The sequence below is a fragment of the Phenylobacterium sp. genome, from assembly GCF_046291545.1.
Classification (GTDB): Bacteria; Pseudomonadota; Alphaproteobacteria; order Caulobacterales; family Caulobacteraceae; genus Phenylobacterium.
This window is the reverse complement of the sequence record NZ_JBKBSM010000008.1, coordinates 39,845-56,669: the sequence shown is the minus strand read 5'-3', so window position 1 is coordinate 56,669 and position 16,825 is coordinate 39,845. Positions and strand designations below refer to the sequence as shown.

Annotated in this window: 18 protein-coding genes; 10 read left to right on the top strand and 8 right to left on the bottom strand. The window is 70.2% G+C overall.

Annotation, left to right across the window (positions count from 1 at the left end; genetic code table 11):
• Positions 1–30: 30 nt before the first annotated feature.
• Positions 31–1,056: an NAD(P)/FAD-dependent oxidoreductase gene (locus ACK4YQ_RS15525; RefSeq protein ID WP_409612456.1), complete on the bottom strand. Its 1,026-nt coding sequence runs from the start codon at positions 1,054–1,056 to the stop codon at positions 31–33.
• A gap of 105 nt (positions 1,057–1,161) precedes the next feature.
• Between ACK4YQ_RS15525 and ACK4YQ_RS15520 the strand changes: the two genes are divergently transcribed.
• Both ACK4YQ_RS15520 and ACK4YQ_RS15515 read left to right on the top strand, forming a co-directional pair.
• Positions 1,162–1,704, top strand: a complete 543-nt coding sequence (locus ACK4YQ_RS15520; RefSeq protein WP_409612454.1) for a hemerythrin domain-containing protein — start codon at positions 1,162–1,164, stop codon at positions 1,702–1,704.
• A gap of 7 nt (positions 1,705–1,711) precedes the next feature.
• The gene (locus ACK4YQ_RS15515; RefSeq protein WP_409612453.1) at positions 1,712–2,239 is read left to right on the top strand and encodes a CinA family protein; all 528 of its coding nucleotides are present in this window, start codon (positions 1,712–1,714) and stop codon (positions 2,237–2,239) included.
• 42 nt (positions 2,240–2,281) lie between these two features.
• On the opposite strand, the gene ACK4YQ_RS15510 is transcribed toward ACK4YQ_RS15515, so the two are convergent.
• Together ACK4YQ_RS15510 and ACK4YQ_RS15505 are read right to left on the bottom strand one after the other, a co-directional pair.
• On the bottom strand, positions 2,282–3,412 hold the full coding sequence (locus ACK4YQ_RS15510; RefSeq protein ID WP_409612451.1) for a ferritin-like domain-containing protein: 1,131 nt from the start codon (positions 3,410–3,412) through the stop codon (positions 2,282–2,284).
• 73 nt (positions 3,413–3,485) lie between these two features.
• Positions 3,486–4,082 (bottom strand): TetR/AcrR family transcriptional regulator, encoded by a 597-nt coding sequence (locus tag ACK4YQ_RS15505; RefSeq protein ID WP_409612449.1) that lies wholly within the window; start codon positions 4,080–4,082, stop codon positions 3,486–3,488.
• Between the two features lie 158 nt (positions 4,083–4,240).
• Here ACK4YQ_RS15505 and ACK4YQ_RS15500 point away from each other — a divergent pair, with 158 nt between their 5' ends.
• Positions 4,241–5,032, top strand: a complete 792-nt coding sequence (locus ACK4YQ_RS15500; protein ID WP_409612447.1) for an enoyl-CoA hydratase — start codon at positions 4,241–4,243, stop codon at positions 5,030–5,032.
• Positions 5,033–5,036: 4 nt separating this feature from the next.
• Here ACK4YQ_RS15500 and ACK4YQ_RS15495 read toward each other — a convergent pair whose 3' ends face one another.
• Entirely contained in the window at positions 5,037–5,831 is a 795-nt protein-coding gene (locus ACK4YQ_RS15495) for a TrmH family RNA methyltransferase (RefSeq protein WP_409612445.1), read from the bottom strand.
• Positions 5,832–5,939: 108 nt separating this feature from the next.
• Between ACK4YQ_RS15495 and ACK4YQ_RS15490 the strand changes: the two genes are divergently transcribed.
• Entirely contained in the window at positions 5,940–7,196 is a 1,257-nt protein-coding gene (locus ACK4YQ_RS15490) for a cytochrome P450 (protein WP_409612443.1), read from the top strand.
• A 12-nt stretch (positions 7,197–7,208) separates the two neighbouring features.
• Positions 7,209–7,646, top strand: coding sequence for a hypothetical protein (locus ACK4YQ_RS15485; protein WP_409612441.1), 438 nt, complete (start codon positions 7,209–7,211; stop codon positions 7,644–7,646).
• Between the two features lie 6 nt (positions 7,647–7,652).
• Here the strand turns inward: ACK4YQ_RS15485 and ACK4YQ_RS15480 are convergent, their stop codons facing one another.
• Positions 7,653–8,390 (bottom strand): dienelactone hydrolase family protein, encoded by a 738-nt coding sequence (locus ACK4YQ_RS15480; RefSeq protein WP_409612440.1) that lies wholly within the window; start codon positions 8,388–8,390, stop codon positions 7,653–7,655.
• Between the two features lie 9 nt (positions 8,391–8,399).
• Positions 8,400–9,170 (bottom strand): SDR family NAD(P)-dependent oxidoreductase, encoded by a 771-nt coding sequence (locus tag ACK4YQ_RS15475; protein ID WP_409612438.1) that lies wholly within the window; start codon positions 9,168–9,170, stop codon positions 8,400–8,402.
• Between the two features lie 183 nt (positions 9,171–9,353).
• Here ACK4YQ_RS15475 and ACK4YQ_RS15470 point away from each other — a divergent pair, with 183 nt between their 5' ends.
• The 5 genes from ACK4YQ_RS15470 to otsA all read left to right on the top strand — a co-directional run bounded on the left by ACK4YQ_RS15470 (position 9,354) and on the right by otsA (position 15,367).
• Positions 9,354–10,574, top strand: a complete 1,221-nt coding sequence (locus ACK4YQ_RS15470; protein WP_409612437.1) for a parallel beta-helix domain-containing protein — start codon at positions 9,354–9,356, stop codon at positions 10,572–10,574.
• A complete protein-coding gene (locus ACK4YQ_RS15465; RefSeq protein WP_409612435.1) occupies positions 10,571–11,635 on the top strand; it encodes an SO2930 family diheme c-type cytochrome in 1,065 nt (354 codons plus the stop codon). The genes ACK4YQ_RS15470 and ACK4YQ_RS15465 overlap by 4 nt, the downstream gene beginning before the upstream one ends.
• 362 nt (positions 11,636–11,997) lie before the next feature.
• Positions 11,998–13,161 (top strand): mechanosensitive ion channel family protein, encoded by a 1,164-nt coding sequence (locus tag ACK4YQ_RS15460; RefSeq protein ID WP_409612433.1) that lies wholly within the window; start codon positions 11,998–12,000, stop codon positions 13,159–13,161.
• A complete protein-coding gene (otsB, locus tag ACK4YQ_RS15455) occupies positions 13,158–13,940 on the top strand; it encodes a trehalose-phosphatase (RefSeq protein WP_409612431.1) in 783 nt (260 codons plus the stop codon). The genes ACK4YQ_RS15460 and otsB overlap by 4 nt, the downstream gene beginning before the upstream one ends.
• Positions 13,937–15,367 (top strand): alpha,alpha-trehalose-phosphate synthase (UDP-forming), encoded by a 1,431-nt coding sequence (gene otsA / locus ACK4YQ_RS15450; protein WP_409612429.1) that lies wholly within the window; start codon positions 13,937–13,939, stop codon positions 15,365–15,367. Before otsB ends, otsA begins: the two co-directional genes overlap by 4 nt.
• Here the strand turns inward: otsA and ACK4YQ_RS15445 are convergent.
• Together ACK4YQ_RS15445 and ACK4YQ_RS15440 are read right to left on the bottom strand one after the other, a co-directional pair.
• A complete protein-coding gene (locus tag ACK4YQ_RS15445; RefSeq protein ID WP_409612427.1) occupies positions 15,340–15,564 on the bottom strand; it encodes a hypothetical protein in 225 nt (74 codons plus the stop codon). The two genes, otsA and ACK4YQ_RS15445, sit on opposite strands and share 28 nt — an antisense overlap.
• 149 nt (positions 15,565–15,713) lie before the next feature.
• A complete protein-coding gene (locus ACK4YQ_RS15440) occupies positions 15,714–16,790 on the bottom strand; it encodes a substrate-binding domain-containing protein (protein WP_409612425.1) in 1,077 nt (358 codons plus the stop codon).
• Positions 16,791–16,825 lie beyond the last annotated feature (35 nt).

Below are 16,825 nucleotides of genomic sequence, written 5' to 3'. Positions count from 1 at the left end.
TCCCCTTGGTGTGTCGCTTCTTCCGGCGCCTCAGGTGAAGCGCGACGGCGCCATGCGCGCGGCCCAGGGGCCCGGTTCGGCGTCCAGGGCGTAGGCCGTCACCACCTCGGCGACCAGCGGCGCCAGGAGCCAGCCGTTCCGGCGCGCGCCGGCGGCCAGCAGGATAGGACCGCTTCCGCTGGGGCCGACAAGCGGCAGGCCGTCGGCGGTGGCCGCGCGCACGCCGACGCGCGCCTCGGCCGTCGCCCCGGCAAGGCCGGGGAACAGGGCTTCGCCCGCCTGGCGCAGGGCCGCCGTGCGCTGCGGATCGATCGCATCGTCGCACACCCCCGCCTCCATGGTGGCGCCCACAGTCATGCCGCCCTCGGCCGGCGCGGCGTAGGCGGCCGGGCCGCGCACCACCACCCCCGCGTAGGGCGCGCCGGCGAGCCGCAGGATATGGCCCTTGATCGGCTGGAGCCGGCCGATCTCCGGGGCGAGGCCGAGGAGGCTGTTGGCTGCGCCGGTGGCGACGACGACGCGGTCCGCGTCGCCCGTCCCCGTCAGCGGCTCGGTGCGGAAAGCCACCCCCAGGTCCCGCGCGGCGGCCCGCAGGGCCCGGATCGCCGGCCCGGCGTCGATGCGCCAGTCGTCGGCCGTGAAGATCCCGCCGGCGAAGCCCGCGGCGAGGCCCGGAGCCAGGGCGGCGGCCTGGGCCGTCCCCAGCCGCTCGGCGGCCAGGCCCAGGGCGGCGAAGTCCGCCTCCAGGCGGCCCAGCCGTTCGCCGTCGCCCACGGCCATGGCGCCGCGGCGGTCCAGGGCGAGCCCATGGCGTTGCGCAAAACCGGGCCAGACCTCCCGCGCCGCCGTCAGCAGCGCCAGGTGCGGGCGGGCGGCGTCGTCCAGCACCGTCTCGAAAGCCGGCGCCAGCATGCCGGCGGCCACGCCCGAGGCGTTGGCGAGCGGCGGCGAGGGATCGAACACGCTGACCTGCGCTCCGGCCTCGGCCAGGCGCACGGCGCAGGCCAGACCCAGGGCGCCCGCCCCGGCGATGTGAATCCTCAGCGCCTGCGACATGCGCCTAACCACCGGGTCTGGCGGCGAAAATCAAGTCGGAACCGGCCTCGGTGTTCGGGGTTCACCGCTGGCGAGGCGCACCACGCGCCAGAAAGGGAGTCTGTCATGGCCACCGCCACGTCCTCGACACAGAACAAGACGAGCAAGAGCTCGACCAAGGCCAAGTCCACTACCCGCACGGCCCAGCCGGACGCGATCAAGCTTCTCAAGGACGACCACCGCGAGGTCGAGGGCTGGTTCGACGAGTTCAAGCGCGCCCGCGCCGACACGCGCAAATCCGAGCTCGCGGCCAAGATCTGCCTGGCGCTGAAGGTCCACACCCAGATCGAGGAGGAGATCTTCTATCCGGCCTCGCGCCAGGTGCTGCAGGACGACTCGATCGTCGACGAAGCCGTCGTCGAGCACGACTCGGCCAAGAAGCTGATCGCCGAGATCGAGCAGATGAAGCCCGGCGACGACCTCTACGACGCCAAGGTCACGGTGCTCAGCGAGATCATCGAGCACCACGTCAAGGAAGAGGAGAAGGAGTACTTCCCCAGGGTGCGCAAGACCGACCTCGACCTGAAGTCGATGGGCCAAGAGCTCATGGCCCGCAAGGAGGAGCTTATGGGCAAGATGGCTCCCGACGGAGCCAAGTCCGTCCACTGAGCGCGCCATGGCCGAAGCGCTTGATCCTGCCCTGTCCGCCGAAGTCGACGACCTGGCCCGCAAGGTGCTCAAGGTCTGCGACGAGCGGCGGCTCAGGCTGGCCACGGCGGAAAGCTGCACGGGCGGTCTGCTGGCCGCCCTGCTGACCGACTTTCCCGGCCGTTCCCACGCCTTCGACCGCGGCTTCGTCGCCTATTCCGAGGAGGCCAAGCTGGAGGCGCTGGGCGTGCCGCGCTCGATCCTGGCGGCCGACGGGGCGGTCTCCCCGCGGACGGCCAGGGCCATGGCCGAGGGCGCCCTGGCGCGCTCCAAGGCGGACCTCGCGGTCTCGATCACCGGCTATTGCGAAGCCGGCCCGGGGCCCGACGAGCCGGCGGGGCTGGTCTATTTCGCCTGCGCCCGCCGGACGGGATCGACCCTTCGCCGGCGGGAGGCGTTTGGCGACATCGGCCGGGCGCGGGTGCGCATGGCGTGCCTGCGCACGGCCCTGTCTCTGCTGGCCGAGGCGGCGGCCGACGGCTCCCGGGCCGCCTGAAGCTGGCGCGCGGGCCGCCCCCCGACGGCCCGCGCGCGGCGCCTATTCCGCGGCGATGGAGATCGCCCCGGCGACGCGGTCCTTGAAGTTGATTTCCTGGAGGTACTTGATGCCCTCCTCGGCGATGTCGTCGCCGACCATCCGGTCGCCCTCGCCCTTCAGCTCGTCCATGTCGACATAGGTCGCATAGAAGGCCTTGGTGCGGTCGGTGATGATGCCCGCGTTCAGCAGGGTCTTGATCAGCACGCGGAAGATGTTGGTCTGGCTCTTCAGGCGCTCGCGACGGCTCTCATCGTTCTGGTAGAGCGCGCGCATCTCGTTCATGACGCGCTCGGGGTCCAGGCCGAAGTCGGCGTAGATAGCCTTCTGCTGCAGGGGCGAGCCCATGTTGAACAGCAGCGACTGGAAGCAGTGCGCCGACCAGTCCTCGATCAGGGCGTGCTCCTCGGGGCTGAGCTTGGGGATGGTGCGGTCGGCCCAGATCTTCCCGAACTTGTGGTGGAAGGCCTCGTCCGTCATCACCAGCTGGAAGAGCTTCCGGGCCAGCGGGTCGCGGTTGTACTGGAAGCCGGCGGCGAAGGCGCCCATGGCCAGGCCCTCCACCAGCATCTGCATGCCGATGATCTTCTTGTAGACCTCCGGCGCGTGGATGATGTCCACCAGGAGCGCCTGCAGGGTGGCGCCGCAGGGCCGCGGCCGGCCCCAGCGCGCCTTGATGTACTTGGCGAAGGCGGTGACGTGGCGGGCTTCCTCCCGGGTCTGGTTGGCGGCGTACTCCTGCGCCCCCTGGTCCTTCAGCACGTGGCACAGGCTGGCCGAAAGGTTCAGCGCGCCCTGCTCGCCGTGCAGGATCGAGGAGAAGTTCCAGAGCACCATCTCGTTGATGAAGCGGACCTTCTGGCCCGTCTTCTCCAGGTGCTCGCGCACATAGGGCACGCCCAGGGACATGACTTGGTCGTCGGGCAGCAGCGCCTCGTTCTCCATGTCCCAGGGCTCGTCGAAGTCGATGTACTTCTTGTCGAGCGGGTCCCAGAAGTGGTCGTGGGTGGCTGAGATGATCTTGTCGAAGGCGGTCGAACGCGCGTTGTAGCGGTCGAGCTCGAGCATCGACTCGAAGTCGTCCGGCGACACGGCGTCGTACATGATGTCCTTGGTGATGTTGCCATCGGCCATTGTGTTATCCTCCCGGCGCCCGCCCAGCAGGAACCCGTGAACACTGTTTGGATAGGCTGAAATGACGCCGGCGTCAGGCGCGGCGGAACAGCACCTCGAGCCCGACGATCACGTTTTCCATGAGGTCGGCGTCGGCCTCGACCTTGGCCAGGGTCATGGCCGCCGCGCCGTGCCCGCAGGCCCAGACCGCCAGGGCGACCTTGTGCAGCTCCTCCGGGGTGCGCGGCTGGATGGGATTGAGCGCGACGCCGACGAGCTCCTCCAGCACCGCGAACGCCCGCGCCATGGCCGCGCGCACCTCGGGATCCGACATCACCGCCGCGTCGTGCATCAGCCCATAGAGGGCCGGCTGGGCGCGGGCGAAGGCGAAGTAGGCGCGGGCGCAGGTGCGGATGCGCGCCCCCTGCGGCGCCTCGCGCGACACCTTCTCCAGTTCCGCCTGCAGCTCGCGGTAGCCCTCGGCGGCGAGCCCGGCGAGCAGCGCCGCCTTGCTGGCGTAGTGGTGGTACACCGACCCGGGGGCGATCCCCGCACGGGCCGCCAGCGACCGCAGGTTCAGCGCCCCGAGGCCGGCCTCCTCCAGGATCGCCCGGGCGTGCTGCAGCAGCTCGGCGCGCAGATTGCCGACATGATAGCGCCTTCGCGGCGCCTCCTCGTCCACCCACGCCATGGGCCTGATCTCCTCCGCGGCCCGTCGTTGCGGGCCTCGCTCGTCACCTTGGCGAGCGCTCCAATTGGGCCGCACATCGGGCCGGAAGTCCAGTCGGCGCCCTTGCGGCAGGCGCCGAAGCGACGGAACCCTTGGACGGCTGACGAGGGAGCTCTGCAATGACCGGCGCCGTGAAGGTGGACTACGAGGCCAGGACCGGCGGCCGCATAGCGCGGCTGACCATCGACAACGCCGCCCGGCTCAACACCCTGAACAGCCCGCTCATGGAGTCCTTCGCCGAGGCCGCCGCCCGCCTCGCCGCGGACGAGGCCCTGCGGGCCGTGGTGGTGACCGGCGCCGGCGACCGGGCGTTCGTGGGCGGCGCCGACATCGACGAGATGGCCGGCCTGGACGCGGCCAGCGGCCGGGCGTTCATCACCCGCGTCCACCGCTGCTGCGCGGCGCTGCGCGACCTGCCGGCGCCGGTGATCGCCCGGATCGACGGCTTCGCCCTGGGGGCGGGGCTGGAGCTGGCGGCGGCCTGCGACCTTCGCCTGGCTTCCACCCGCAGCGTGTTCGGAATGCCCGAAGTGAAGCTGGGGATACCCTCGGTGGTGGAGGCCGCCCTGCTGCCGGCCCTGGTCGGCTGGGGCCGGACCCGCGAGATGCTGCTGATCGGCGACACCTTCGGCGCCGAGGCGGCCGAGCGCTGGGGCCTCGTGGAGGCGCTCGCCGCGCCCGAGACGCTGGACGCCCTGGTCGACGCCCGGCTCGACGCCCTGCTCGCGGCCAAGCCGCAGGCGGTGCGCCTGCAGAAGGCGCTGATCCGCCGCTGGGAGGAGCTGCCGATGAGCCAGGCGGTCGCCGCGGGGATCGACGCCTTCGCCCAGGCCTGGTCGACCCCCGAACCGCGCGAGGCCATGGCCGAGTTCCAGGCCGAGCGGGAGCGACGGCGCAAAGCCAGGGGCTGAACGGTCAGCTTCGCGTCAGGTGGTGCAGGACGATGCCGCTGGTCACGGCGACGTTCAGCGAATCGAACCCGGCGGCCATCGGAATCCGCACGGTGCGCGCCCGCGCCATCACCTCCGGCGCCAGCCCCGGGCCCTCGGCCCCGAGGATCACCGCCGTGCGGCCGCGCGGACGATAGTCGGTCAGCGCCGTCTCGCCTGCGGGGCTCAGCGCCAGGGGTTCGAAGCCGTGCCGCTGGAGCAGGGTCACCATGTCCGCGCCTGCGGCGAGCCGGACCGTCGGCAGGATCAGGGCCGCGCCGACCGACACCCTGATCGCCTTGCGGTACAGCGGATCGCAGCAGCGCGCGTCCAGGAGCACGGCGGCGGCGCCGAAGGCGGCGGCGTTGCGGAAGATGCCGCCGATGTTGTCGTGGTTGCCCACCCCGCAGACGGCCACCACCACGGCCCGCCCGTCCATCGCGGCCAGCATTGCGTCCGGGTCCGGCTCGGGCGCCCGCTCCCCCAGGACCAGCACGCCGCGATGGATCGGAAAGCCGACGATGGCGTCCATCACCGGCTGGGCGGCGGCGTAGACCGGCGTCTGCGGCCCGAGCGCTGCGATCAGCTCCGCCTGGGCCTCGATCCGGTGTTCGGCGATCAGCGCCGAGACCGGCCGGTGCCGGGGCGCGCGGGCCAGGTGGTGCGCCACCACCTCCCCCTCGGCGATGAACAGGCCCCGGCGGCCGACGAGGTCGCGCTCGCGCACCTGGCGATAGGCGGCGATGCGCGGATCGTCCGGATCCTCGATGGGGATGATCATCCGCGCGGCCTCGCCCGTGTCGGCGCAGATTTCAAGCCTTCTCCCGCCGAAGAAAAGTTGACGCGTGCGTCATTTTTAGGTAGCTGGAATCGACCGGGAGGATCAAACATGGCCGATGGAACTGTGGACATTCGCAAGGCGGCGCAAGCCGAAGCCTATTCGACGCCGCTCGAGGAGCTGAACCCGGCGCAGCCGGCGCTCTTCCAGGCCGACGCCATGTGGCCGATCTTCGAGCGCCTGCGCAAGGAAGCGCCGATCCACTACACGGCCGACAGCGAGTTCGGCCCCTACTGGTCGGTCACCAAGTTCAACGACATCATGGCGGTGGACACCAACCACGAGGTGTTCTCCTCGCAGCCGGGCATCACCATCGCCGACCAGCAGGGCGACGAGGGCCCGCTGCCGATGTTCATCGCGATGGACCCGCCCAAGCACGACATCCAGCGCAAGACCGTCAGCCCGGCCGTGTCGCCGCACAACCTGGCGATCCTGGAGCCCCTGATCCGCGAGCGCGCGGCCAAGATTCTGGACGAGCTGCCGATCGGCGAGGAGTTCGACTGGGTCGACAAGGTGTCGATGGAGCTGACGGCGATGACCCTCGCCACCCTGTTCGGCATCCCGCAGGCGGACCGGCGCAAGCTGACCTACTGGTCGGACGTGGTCACCGCCGCCCCCGGGCAGGGCCTGGTCGACTCGCTCGAGCACAAGATGCAGATCTTCATGGAGTACCGCGCCTACTTCGACGAGGTGTGGAAGGACCGCGTCGCCTCCCCGCCGCGCGACGACCTGATCTCCATGCTCGCCCACGGCGAGGCCACCAAGGACATGGAGCCGCGGGAATACTTCGGCAACGTCGTGCTGCTGACCGTCGGCGGCAACGACACCACCCGCAACACGATCTCCGGCAGCGTCTACGCCCTGAACAAGAACCCGGACCAGTACGACAAGCTGCGGGCCAATCCGGACCTTATCCCCTCGATGGTCTCCGAGACCATCCGCTGGCAGACGCCGCTGGCCCACATGCGCCGGCGCGCGACCCGCGACTTCGAGCTGGGCGGCAAGCAGATCCGCGAAGGCGACAAGGTGGTCATGTGGTACGTCTCGGGCAACCGCGACGAAGAGGTGATCGACAACCCGAACGCCTACATCATCGACCGCGAGCGTCCGCGCCACCACATCTCCTTCGGCTTCGGCATCCACCGTTGCGTGGGCAACCGCCTGGCCGAGCTGCAGCTCAAGATCATCTGGGAAGAGATCATGAAGCGGTTCCCGAGGATCGAGGTCCTCGACGAGCCCAAGCGCTCCTACTCGGTGTTCGTGAAGGGCTACGAGCGCCTGCCGGTGGTGATCCCCAAGCGCGTGTGATCTAGTCCGCGCATGAGCGTGGACTTCACCGACCCGGGCGCCGTCATCGACGCCATGTACGCCATGATCTCGGGGCCCGCCGGGCCCCGGGACTGGTCCGTGCAGGACCAGATCTTCCATCCGGAGGCGCGCCAGATGCGCACCGGCCTGGACGCGGCCGGCGCGCCCTGGATCAGGATCATGTCGCCCAAGGCCTATGTGGACGACGTCGCCGCCTTCTTCGCGGCCAACGCCTTCTACGAGGTCGAGACCGCCCGCCGGCTCCAGGTCTTCGGCAACATGGCCCACGCCTGGAGCGTCTACGAGGCGCGCACCTCGCCCGACGATCCGACGCCGGAACGGCGGGGGATCAACTCGATCCAGCTCTATCGCGGCGAGGACGGCCGCTGGCGGATCATCTCCATGATCTGGGACAACGAGCGGCCCGGCCTCAGCGTCGGGCCGGTCTGAAGCCCCCTACCCCAGCCGCCGCCGATAGAGGCTGAACAGCCGCTCCCAGTGCCGCTCGGCCGATGAGCGGTGATAGAGCGCGCGCTGGGGAAAGACGAAGCCGTGCTCGGCGCCGGGATAGATCTCCACCTCGGCCGCCACGCCGGCGGCGGCCAGCGACTGGCTGAGGGCCTCCACCGTCTCCATCGGCGCCCAGCGGTCGGTCTCGGCGCAGGCGAAGTAGAGTTCGGCGGTTCCCTTCGAGGCCGCCACGTGCGGGCTGTCCGGCCGGTCGGTGACCAGCATGGTGCCGTGGATCGAGGCGGCCGCGGCGACACGGGCGGGATAGCTCGCCGCCAGATTGACCGCGTACTGGCCGCTCATGCAGTAGCCGACGCAGCCGATCGGGCCGTCCGAGGCCGCCGCCTGGCCGTCGGCGTAGGCGATCAGGGCGTCGGAGTCGGCCATCACCTCGGGAATGCCGATCGAGTTCATCAGCCCGAACATGCGATCGCGCGCGGCGTCCGGCTCCAGCGGCGGGAGATCGGCCAGCTCCATGACCCCGCTGCGATAGTAGAGGTTGGGCAGCATCACGTAGTAGCCGACGCTCGCCAGCCGCCGCACCATGTCGCGCAGCTCCTCGCGGATTCCCGGCGCGTCCATGAAGAACAGGACGAGCGGGTGCGGCCCGTCCCGTTCCGGATGGCAGATGAAGGTGGTGGCGAAGCCGTCCCGGGTGGGGATCTCGACGGTCTCTTCGATCATGGTCCGGGCCTAGAAGTTGGCGCGCTGGCTGATGGCGCCGTCCACCACCATGTTGATGCCGGTGGTGAAGGCGGACCGCGGGCTGGCCAGGAACACCGTCGCCGCGGCGATCTCCTCGGGGGTGGCCATCCGCCCGGTCGGGTTGCGCTTGATCATCTGCTCGAAGAAGGCGGGCATGCCGGCCTTGACGTTGCCCCACACGCCGCCTTCGAAGAAGACCGTCCCCGGCGAGACGAGGTTGCAGCGGATCCTCTTGGGGGCGTTCTCGCGGGCCAGGCCCTTGGCGAAGTGGATCTGCGCCGCCTTCATGGCGCCGTAGGCGGACGGGGCGTTCGCCTCCGCGGCCGAGATCGACGAGGTGATCAGGAAACAGGCGTCCCCGTGGGTCTGGCCGGCCTTCTCCAGGAACGGCTTGGCCGCCTCGAAGGTGCGCACCGCCCCCAGGACGTCGATGTCCAGCATCGCGCGCCAGTCCTCCTCCCGCGCCCCCTGCACCAGGGCGCTGGCGTTGGAGACCAGCACGTCGATCCCGCCCAGGTCCTCGGCCGCATCGGTGACGAAGTTGCGCAGCGCGGGGCCGTCGGCGATGTCGACCGCCCGGCCGAAGGCGTGCACGCCCTTGGCTTTCAGGGCCGCGACCGCCTCGGCCACCTGGCCCTCGTTGCGCGCGCAAATCGCCACGTCCGCGCCTTCGTCGGCGAAGAGGTCGGCGATGGCCCGGCCGATGCCGCGCGTCGCGCCGGTGACCACGACCTTCTTACCCTTGAGCTGCAGATCCACCCTGAATTCCTCCCTTGGACATGGCGGGGAAGATAGAAGGCTTCCCGCCCGCGTCGAGCCCGGCCGCGCCGAATTCGACGCCTTTTCGCCCCAGTTCTCCATTGCGTCCGACGGCCGATTGCGGCCACCTTCCGGCGCCGGCGCGCCAGACGCCGGACGGAATCGAAGGAAGGGACGCCCATCATGAGGCTCGCCATCGCCGCGGCCGCCCTGGCGCTCGCCGCCCAGGCCGCAGAGGCCAAGACGCTTGAGGTCGCCGCGGGCGAGGACGCCCAGGAACGGCTGCAGACGGCCCTGCTCGACGCCAAGCCAGGCGACGAAGTGGTCCTGGGCCCCGGCCGCTACGTGCTGGTCGACGGCCTGTCGCTGGACGTCGACGACGTGGTGGTCCGCGGCGCCGGCCCCGAAGCGACGGTGCTCAGCTTCGCCGGCCAGAAGGGCGCCGGCGAGGGCCTGCTCGTCACCTCCGACCGCGTCACCGTGCGCGACCTGGCGGTGGAGGACACCCGCGGCGACGGAATCAAGGCCAAGGGCTCCGACCAGATCAGCTTCGTGAACCTGCGGGTGGAATGGACCGGCGGGCCCAACGAGAAGAACGGCGCCTACGGCGTCTATCCGGTCAGCTCGACCAACGTCCTGATCGACAAGGTGACGGTGCGCGGCGCCTCCGACGCCGGGATCTACGTCGGCCAGTCGAAGAACATCGTGGTCAGGAACAGCACCGCCGAGTTCAACGTGGCCGGCATCGAGATCGAGAACTCGATGAACGCCGACGTCTTCGACAATGTGGCGACCCGCAACGCCGGCGGCATCCTGGTGTTCGACCTGCCCAACCTGCCGCAGATGGGCGGCCATTCCACCCGCCTGTTCCGCAACAAGGTGGTGCGGAACGACACGCCCAACTTCGCGCCCAAGGGCAACATCGTCGCCAACGTGCCCACCGGCACCGGCGTGATGGTCATGGCCAACCGCAACGTCCACGTCTTCGACAACGAGATCGCCGACAACCAGAGCGCGGCGGTGATGCTGGTGGCCTACACCCAGCCGTTCGACGACAAGTCTTACAATCCCCTGCCCCGCGAGATCGTGGTGCGCGACAACAGGCTGGGCCGAAACGGCTGGGCGCCGCAGTTCCCCGGCGGCGCCGAGCTCGCCCAGGCGGCGGGCGGGATGCTGCCGCCGGTGATGTGGGACGGGGTGACGGTGGACCCGCGCACCGGCGAGGTCTCCGCCGAGGCCGGACGGCTGTCGCTGACCACCGGCCCGGTGCTGAACCTCAACCTGCCGGCCGCCGGCGCCCTGGACAAGGCGCGGCCCGAAGTGACGCCCACCCTGGGCGGCGAGCCGGCCGCCGAGCCTGCGGCGGTCAGCCTTCCCCCGGCCCAGGCTGCGCTCGGCTCGTGAAGCGGCTGGCGGCGGTCCTGGCGGCGCTCGCCGCGGCCCTGCAGCTCGGCGCGGCCCCCGCGCCGGTGGCCCTGGACGTGGTGCTGGCGCCGGCCCCGGCGGCGAGCCTTTCCGCCTATCGCCTGTTCCTCGACGCGGGCGGACGCCGGCCGAACGCCGGGGTGACGCCCTACGCCCTGAACACGCCGCTGTTCAGCGACTACGCCGAGAAGTTCCGCCACCTCTACCTGCCCCCCGGAACGCACGTGGGCTACCGGGCCGAGGGCGTGCTCGACTTCCCGGTCGGGGCGGTGTTGGTGAAAACCTTCGCCTATCCGGCCGACCTGCGCCGGCCAGGCGAGAACGTCCGACTGATCGAGACGCGCCTCTTGATCCGCAAGGCCGAGGGCTGGACCGCCCTCGCCTACGTCTGGAACCCCGAGCAGACCGAAGCGGTGCTGAAGCGCGCCGGAGCCAGGCTGGACATCGCCGTGACGGGCCTGGACGGCGCGCCGCTCGCGATCGACTACGCCGTGCCCAACGCCAATCAGTGTAAGGAATGTCACTCGCTGAACGGGACGCTGTCCCCGATCGGCCCCAAGGCGCGAAACCTGAACGGCCCGTTCGCCTATCCGCAAGGTGAGCAGAACCAACTGGCGCACTGGCGCGGGGCGGCGATCATGCCCGACGCTCCCAGGCCCTCGGCCGCGCCGCGGACCGCCCGCTGGGACGACCCGGCCGAACCGCTGGCCGAGCGCGCCCGCGCCTATCTCGACGCCAACTGCGGCCACTGCCACAACCCGGCCGGCATCGCCAGCAACAGCGGCCTGTTCCTGAACCTGGAAGAGGATCGCCCCGCTGCACTTGGCGTCGGCAAGCGGCCCGTGGCGGCCGGCCGCGGGTCCGGCGGCCTGGAGGTCTCGATCGACCCGGGCCATCCGGACCGCTCGATCCTGGTGCATCGCATGGAGTCCAGCGAACCCGGCGTGATGATGCCCGAACTCGGCCGCAGCCTCGTGCACCGCGAGGGGGTGGATCTCGTCCGCGCCTATGTGGCGTCCATGGCGGCGACATCCCACTGAAGCTCCGCCAAGGCAGCGCTTCACACCTGCGTGAGATCAGCCCGCAGGCCGGATTGTCATGCTAAACAATTGATGCGCCGGCGCGCTTGGCGCCGTGCGTTTTCGCATCGCGCTTTCAGGCTCAGCTAAGTCGACCGGCGGAAGTATTCCGACGTCGATCGCTGCTGTGCTTTCCGGAGGCAGGCCGACATTTCTATCGGACATCCAGTGACCGCCGACAGGATATTCTCAGCTTGTCTGATCGCCGGCCTTCACATGCCTGGGAAACGCCGCTCTCGTGGACCTGCGGGCAAATTTTCCCTCGGTGAGGGCGCAAACCCCCGGTTCCGCGTTCAGCAGTCGGGACAGACCACGGACACCGAATGACCACAGCCAGTGAACAGCTTCTCGCCGTCGCCAGGATGGTGTGGGACGACCTCGCCAGCCTCACCGCGACGGAGCTCGCCATAAACAGCGGGCTGACGGCGCTGATCATCGCCGCCGCATTCATTCTCTCCAAGCTCGTGAAGGCCGCCCTGAACCGTGGGGCGAAGATCCTGCCCGGCCCGTCCGACGCCGAGAAGCACGTGCGCACGCGCCGCGTGGCCCGCTTCACCGTCTCGATCCTGGACGCCGGACTGACCCTCGCGGCCCTCTATCTGACCCTGGGCGTGTGGGGCTTCGACCTGGGCGCCTGGATGTCGCGGGGACTTGGCGAACAGCTCGTGCGGTCGATTCTTCGGGTGGCGCTGCTGGTGGTGGTGGCCTTCGCCGCCATCGAGATCACCGGCCTGCTGATCAACCAGTTCATCGGACGGCTGACGCGGATTTCGACCGCACGCCGCCGCAAGGCCCAGCTCGCCACCCTGGCGCCGCTGCTGCGGGGCGTGGCCCAGACGGCCATCACCCTGATCGCCCTCCTGATGGTCTTCTCCGAGATCGGCGTGAAGATCGGGCCGCTGCTGGCCGGCGCCGGGGTGGTCGGCATCGCCGTGGGCTTCGGCGCCCAGACCCTGGTGAAGGACTTCCTGACCGGCGTCTTCCTCCTGGCCGAGGACATCGTGGCCGTGGGCGACATCGTCAACATCGGCGGCTTCGGCGGACTGGTGGAGCAGATGACGCTGCGCACGATCCGCCTGCGCGACTTCGACGGCACCCTGCACGTCTTCCCCTACAGCGAGGCGCAGGTGGTGCATAACCTGACCAAGACGTTCTCCTACTATGTCTTCAACCTGCAGGTCTCCTACGAGTCCGACATCGACCGGGCCATCGAGGTGATGCGCGCCACCGGCGACGAACTGCAGGCCGATCCGGCCTTCTCCGACCTGATCCTGGAGCCGATCGAGGTGGTCGGGGTCGACGGCCTCGGCGACAGCGGGATCATCATCAAGGCGCGCATCAAGACCCGGCCCATCCAGCAGTGGACGGTCGGGCGCGAGTACAACCGCCGTATCAAGCACGCCTTCGACGCCAACGGCATCGAGATCCCCTATCCGCACCTCAAGATGGTGGTCGCCCCGCCGCAGCCGGAGCCTGCCGACGCATGATCCGCCCCATCCCCCTCATCGACGCCGCGTGCGCGCCGGCCTGGCCGGCCCGGGACCGTATGGCGCTGTTCCTGGACCTGGACGGCACTCTCGCCCCCATCGAGACCGAGCCGCAGGCGGTCGGCCCGCAGGCCGGGCGCAACGCCCTCCTGGCCCGGGTCTCCAGCGCCCTGGGCGGGCGCACGGCCATCGTCAGCGGGCGCACCGTCGCCGACATCGACCGGATTCTGGAGGGGCGGATCGCCGCCGTGGCCGGAGTCCACGGGCTGGAGCGGCGCACGGCCGCCGGCGAGTTCGCCGCCCTGCCCCCGCACCCGGCGCTCGGCGAGGCGCGGCGGGCCATGCTGGCCTTCGCCAGCGCCGACCGCGGCCTCGAGGTCGAGGACAAGGCCCTGAGCGTCGCCCTGCACTATCGTCGCGCCCCCGGCGCCTCCGAGGCGGTCCGCGATCTCGGCGGTCGCCTCTCGGCCGCCCTGGGCCTGGCGCGGCAGGACGGCGACTGCGTGGTCGAGCTTCGCACGCCCGGGCCCACCAAGGGCGACGCGGTGATGTCGTTCATGGCCGAGGCCCCGTTCGAGGGCGGCGTGCCGGTGTTCGTCGGCGACGACCTGACCGACGAGGACGCCTTCGCCGCCGTCGCCGCCGCCGGGGGCTTCGGCGTGCTGGTCGGCCCCCTGCGCGAGACCCGCGCCACCCACCGCCTGGGCGGGGTGGATCAGGTGCTGGCCTGGCTCGACGGCCTCGCCCAGCGCGCAGGCGCACAGGAGGGCGCGCAATGAGCCGCCTGATCGTCATCTCCAACCGGGTCAACCCGCCTGTCGAAGAGGGCGGCGGGGCCGTCGGGGGCCTGGCCATGGCCCTGGCCGCGGCGCTGCGCGAATACAGCGGCGTCTGGTTCGGCTGGAGCGGCCAGACGGCCGAGGGCTACACCGGCCAGATCGCCATCCAGCGGGTCGGCGGGGTGACGGTGGCGACCGTCGACCTCGATGAGCAGGACCGGCAGGAATACTACAACGGCTACGCCAACAAGACGCTGTGGCCGCTGTTCCACTACCGCATCGACCTGACGGCCTACGAGCGCTCGTTCGACGAGGGCTACGCGCGGGTCAACCGCCGCTTCGCCGAGACGGTGCGCCCGCTGATCGAGCCCGACGATTTCGTCTGGGTGCACGACTACCATCTGATCCCGCTCGCGCGGGAGCTGCGCAAGCTGGGCATGAAGAACCGGATCGGCTTCTTCCTGCACATCCCCTGGCCGGCCCGCCGTCTGCTGACCACTCTGCCCAAGCATCGCGAGCTGGTGGAGGCCCTGTTCGCCTACGACCTCGTCGGCTTCCAGACCGAAGATTCCCTGACCGCCTTCGAGGATTACGTGGTCAAGGAAGCCGGCGGGGCGGTGGGCGCCGAGGGCGCGGCCGAGGCGTTCGGCCTGCGAACCCGCATCGGCGCCTTCCCCATCGGCCTCGACGCCGATCACTTCGCCCGGGCGGCGCAAAGCCCCGAGGGTCGCGCCCAGTTCGCCCGCATGCAGGAGAGCCTGGCGGGGCGGCAGATGATGGTGGGGGTGGACCGGCTGGACTACTCCAAGGGGCTGGAGGAACGGTTCCTGGCCTATGAGCAGTTCCTGATCGACAATCCCGACGAGCGCGAGAAGGTCTTCCTCCTGCAGATCGCCACGCCCAGCCGCGACGAAGTGGAGGCCTACCAGGACATCCGCGCCCGCCTCGACGCTGTGGCCGGCCGCATCAACGGCGCCTTCGCGACCGTCGATTGGGTGCCCATCCGCTATGTGAACCGCACCTACCGCCGCGACGAGCTGGCGGGCATCTACCGCGCGGCGCGGATCGGGCTGGTGACGCCGCTGCGCGACGGCATGAACCTGGTGGCCAAGGAGTACGTGGCCGCCCAGGACCCGGACGATCCGGGCGTGCTGATCCTGTCGAAGTTCGCCGGCGCCGCGGCGCAGCTGCCCGAAGCCCTGGTCGTCAATCCGTTCAGCCGCGAGGACGTTTCGGAGGCAATCCGCAAGGGCCTGGCCATGAGCCGCGAAGAGCGGATCTCCCGCTGGACGCCCCTGATGCACAACGTCATGACCCAGGACGTGGCCGCCTGGCGCGACGACTTCGTGGCCGCCCTGCGCGCGACCGAGCGCCCCGCCGCGCCCGATCCGGTGAACGATCAGACGCCGATCGCCTCGGCTTCGTAGTGGAACTGGCCGACGAGCCGACCGCCTCGGTCGTGCACGGCCACCTGCGCGGACTCGCCGCCACGGGAAATCAGCTTCGCCAGCTCTCGCGCCTTCTGTTCGGCGCGACCGCCGCCGAGGAACATGAGAGGCATGCCATCCGGCGTCTGATCGACGATCCAGCCGCCGGGGACGGCTTTCACCGTGATGGTCTTCATCGTCCCGCTCCTCCACCACACGCGTCGTACTTTCGCGCGACTTGGGGGTCTACTAGACGAGTTTGACGACAATTGTGCCCTTGCGCGACCGGCGCAGGGTTAAATCTAGGTGATCGGCGGCCCCGCGGGCGGGGCCGCCGTCACTCTGCTCAGCGCTCGGGCGCCGCCATCACCGGCAGCGTCTCGGCCACCGTCTTCATCGCCGCGTGCTGATCGGCCGGCAGCGGGATCAGGCCGCGCTCCAGCAGATAGCCGCCCTTGCCCGTCGCCGCGTCGGAGACAAAGGCCGCGACGTACTCGCGCAGCCCCGGCGTGACGCCGATATTGCCCTTCTTGACGTAGATGTAGAGCGAACGCGCCAGCGGATAGGACCCGTCGGCGATCGTCTCGTGGGTCGGCTTGACGCCGTTGATCGTCGCCGGCTTCACCTGGTCGGCGTTGTTCTCGAGGAACGAATAGCCGAAGACGCCCAGCGAGCCCGGAGTCTTGGTCAGGGTCTGGACGATGGCGTTGTCGTTCTCGCCGGAGTCGGTCCAGGCGCCGTCGCTGCGGATCGTGTGGGCCCGGGCGGTGAACGCCTCGGAATCGGACTTCTTCAGCTCGGCGAGCTGCGGGATCTTCACCGCGCCCCCTTCCATGCCCAGTTCGACGAAGGCGTCGCGGGTGCCCGAGGTCGGCGGCGGGCCGTAGACCTGTATCCGTTCGGCCGGCAGGGTCTTGTCGACGTCCGCCCAGGTCTTGTTCGGGTTCGGCGCGAAGCCTTCGCCGGTCGGCAGGTCGGCGGCCAGGGCGCGGAAGATCTCCTCCTCGCTCAGGTCATAGGTCGCGCCGTTCAGGGCGTTGGCGATGACGATGCCGTCGAAGCCGATCTTGATCTCGACCACGTCGTTCACGCCGTTCGCGGCGCAGGCCTCGAACTCGGACTTCTTCATCGGCCGCGAGGCGTTGGCGATGTCGGGATAGGAAGAGCCGGTGCCCGAGCAGAACAGCTTGATGCCGCCGCCGGTGCCCAGCGATTCCACCTTGGCCGGGGAGCCGCCGGTGGTGCGCGCGACGTTCTCAGCCACCCGCGTGGCGAACGGGAACACCGTCGAAGACCCGGCCGCCCAGACCTGTTGCCGCGGACCGCCCGCCGCGCCGCCGCCTGCGCCGCCCGCGCCGCCGGCGTTCTGGCCGCACCCGGCCAGCAACGCGGCCGCGGCCGCAAATCCGATCCATGCCCTCATGTGCCTAGCTCCAAGTTCCTTCTGGCGAGCGCCGG

Bases quoted from the DNA above. Each gene is read 5' to 3' on its own strand.
- ACK4YQ_RS15445 (WP_409612427.1), bottom strand. From the start codon at position 15,564: ATGAAGACCATCACGGTGAAAGCCGTCCCCGGCGGCTGGATCGTCGAT.
- ACK4YQ_RS15525 (WP_409612456.1), bottom strand. From the start codon at position 1,056: ATGTCGCAGGCGCTGAGGATTCACATCGCCGGGGCGGGCGCCCTGGGT.
- ACK4YQ_RS15515 (WP_409612453.1), top strand. From the start codon at position 1,712: ATGGCCGAAGCGCTTGATCCTGCCCTGTCCGCCGAAGTCGACGACCTG.
- ACK4YQ_RS15490 (WP_409612443.1), top strand. From the start codon at position 5,940: ATGGCCGATGGAACTGTGGACATTCGCAAGGCGGCGCAAGCCGAAGCC.
- otsB (WP_409612431.1), top strand. From the start codon at position 13,158: ATGATCCGCCCCATCCCCCTCATCGACGCCGCGTGCGCGCCGGCCTGG.
- otsA (WP_409612429.1), top strand. From the start codon at position 13,937: ATGAGCCGCCTGATCGTCATCTCCAACCGGGTCAACCCGCCTGTCGAA.
- ACK4YQ_RS15505 (WP_409612449.1), bottom strand. From the start codon at position 4,082: ATGGCGTGGGTGGACGAGGAGGCGCCGCGAAGGCGCTATCATGTCGGC.
- ACK4YQ_RS15495 (WP_409612445.1), bottom strand. From the start codon at position 5,831: ATGATCATCCCCATCGAGGATCCGGACGATCCGCGCATCGCCGCCTAT.
- ACK4YQ_RS15520 (WP_409612454.1), top strand. From the start codon at position 1,162: ATGGCCACCGCCACGTCCTCGACACAGAACAAGACGAGCAAGAGCTCG.
- ACK4YQ_RS15440 (WP_409612425.1), bottom strand. From the start codon at position 16,790: ATGAGGGCATGGATCGGATTTGCGGCCGCGGCCGCGTTGCTGGCCGGG.
- ACK4YQ_RS15485 (WP_409612441.1), top strand. From the start codon at position 7,209: ATGAGCGTGGACTTCACCGACCCGGGCGCCGTCATCGACGCCATGTAC.
- ACK4YQ_RS15460 (WP_409612433.1), top strand. From the start codon at position 11,998: ATGACCACAGCCAGTGAACAGCTTCTCGCCGTCGCCAGGATGGTGTGG.
- ACK4YQ_RS15510 (WP_409612451.1), bottom strand. From the start codon at position 3,412: ATGGCCGATGGCAACATCACCAAGGACATCATGTACGACGCCGTGTCG.
- ACK4YQ_RS15500 (WP_409612447.1), top strand. From the start codon at position 4,241: ATGACCGGCGCCGTGAAGGTGGACTACGAGGCCAGGACCGGCGGCCGC.
- ACK4YQ_RS15480 (WP_409612440.1), bottom strand. From the start codon at position 8,390: ATGATCGAAGAGACCGTCGAGATCCCCACCCGGGACGGCTTCGCCACC.
- ACK4YQ_RS15470 (WP_409612437.1), top strand. From the start codon at position 9,354: ATGAGGCTCGCCATCGCCGCGGCCGCCCTGGCGCTCGCCGCCCAGGCC.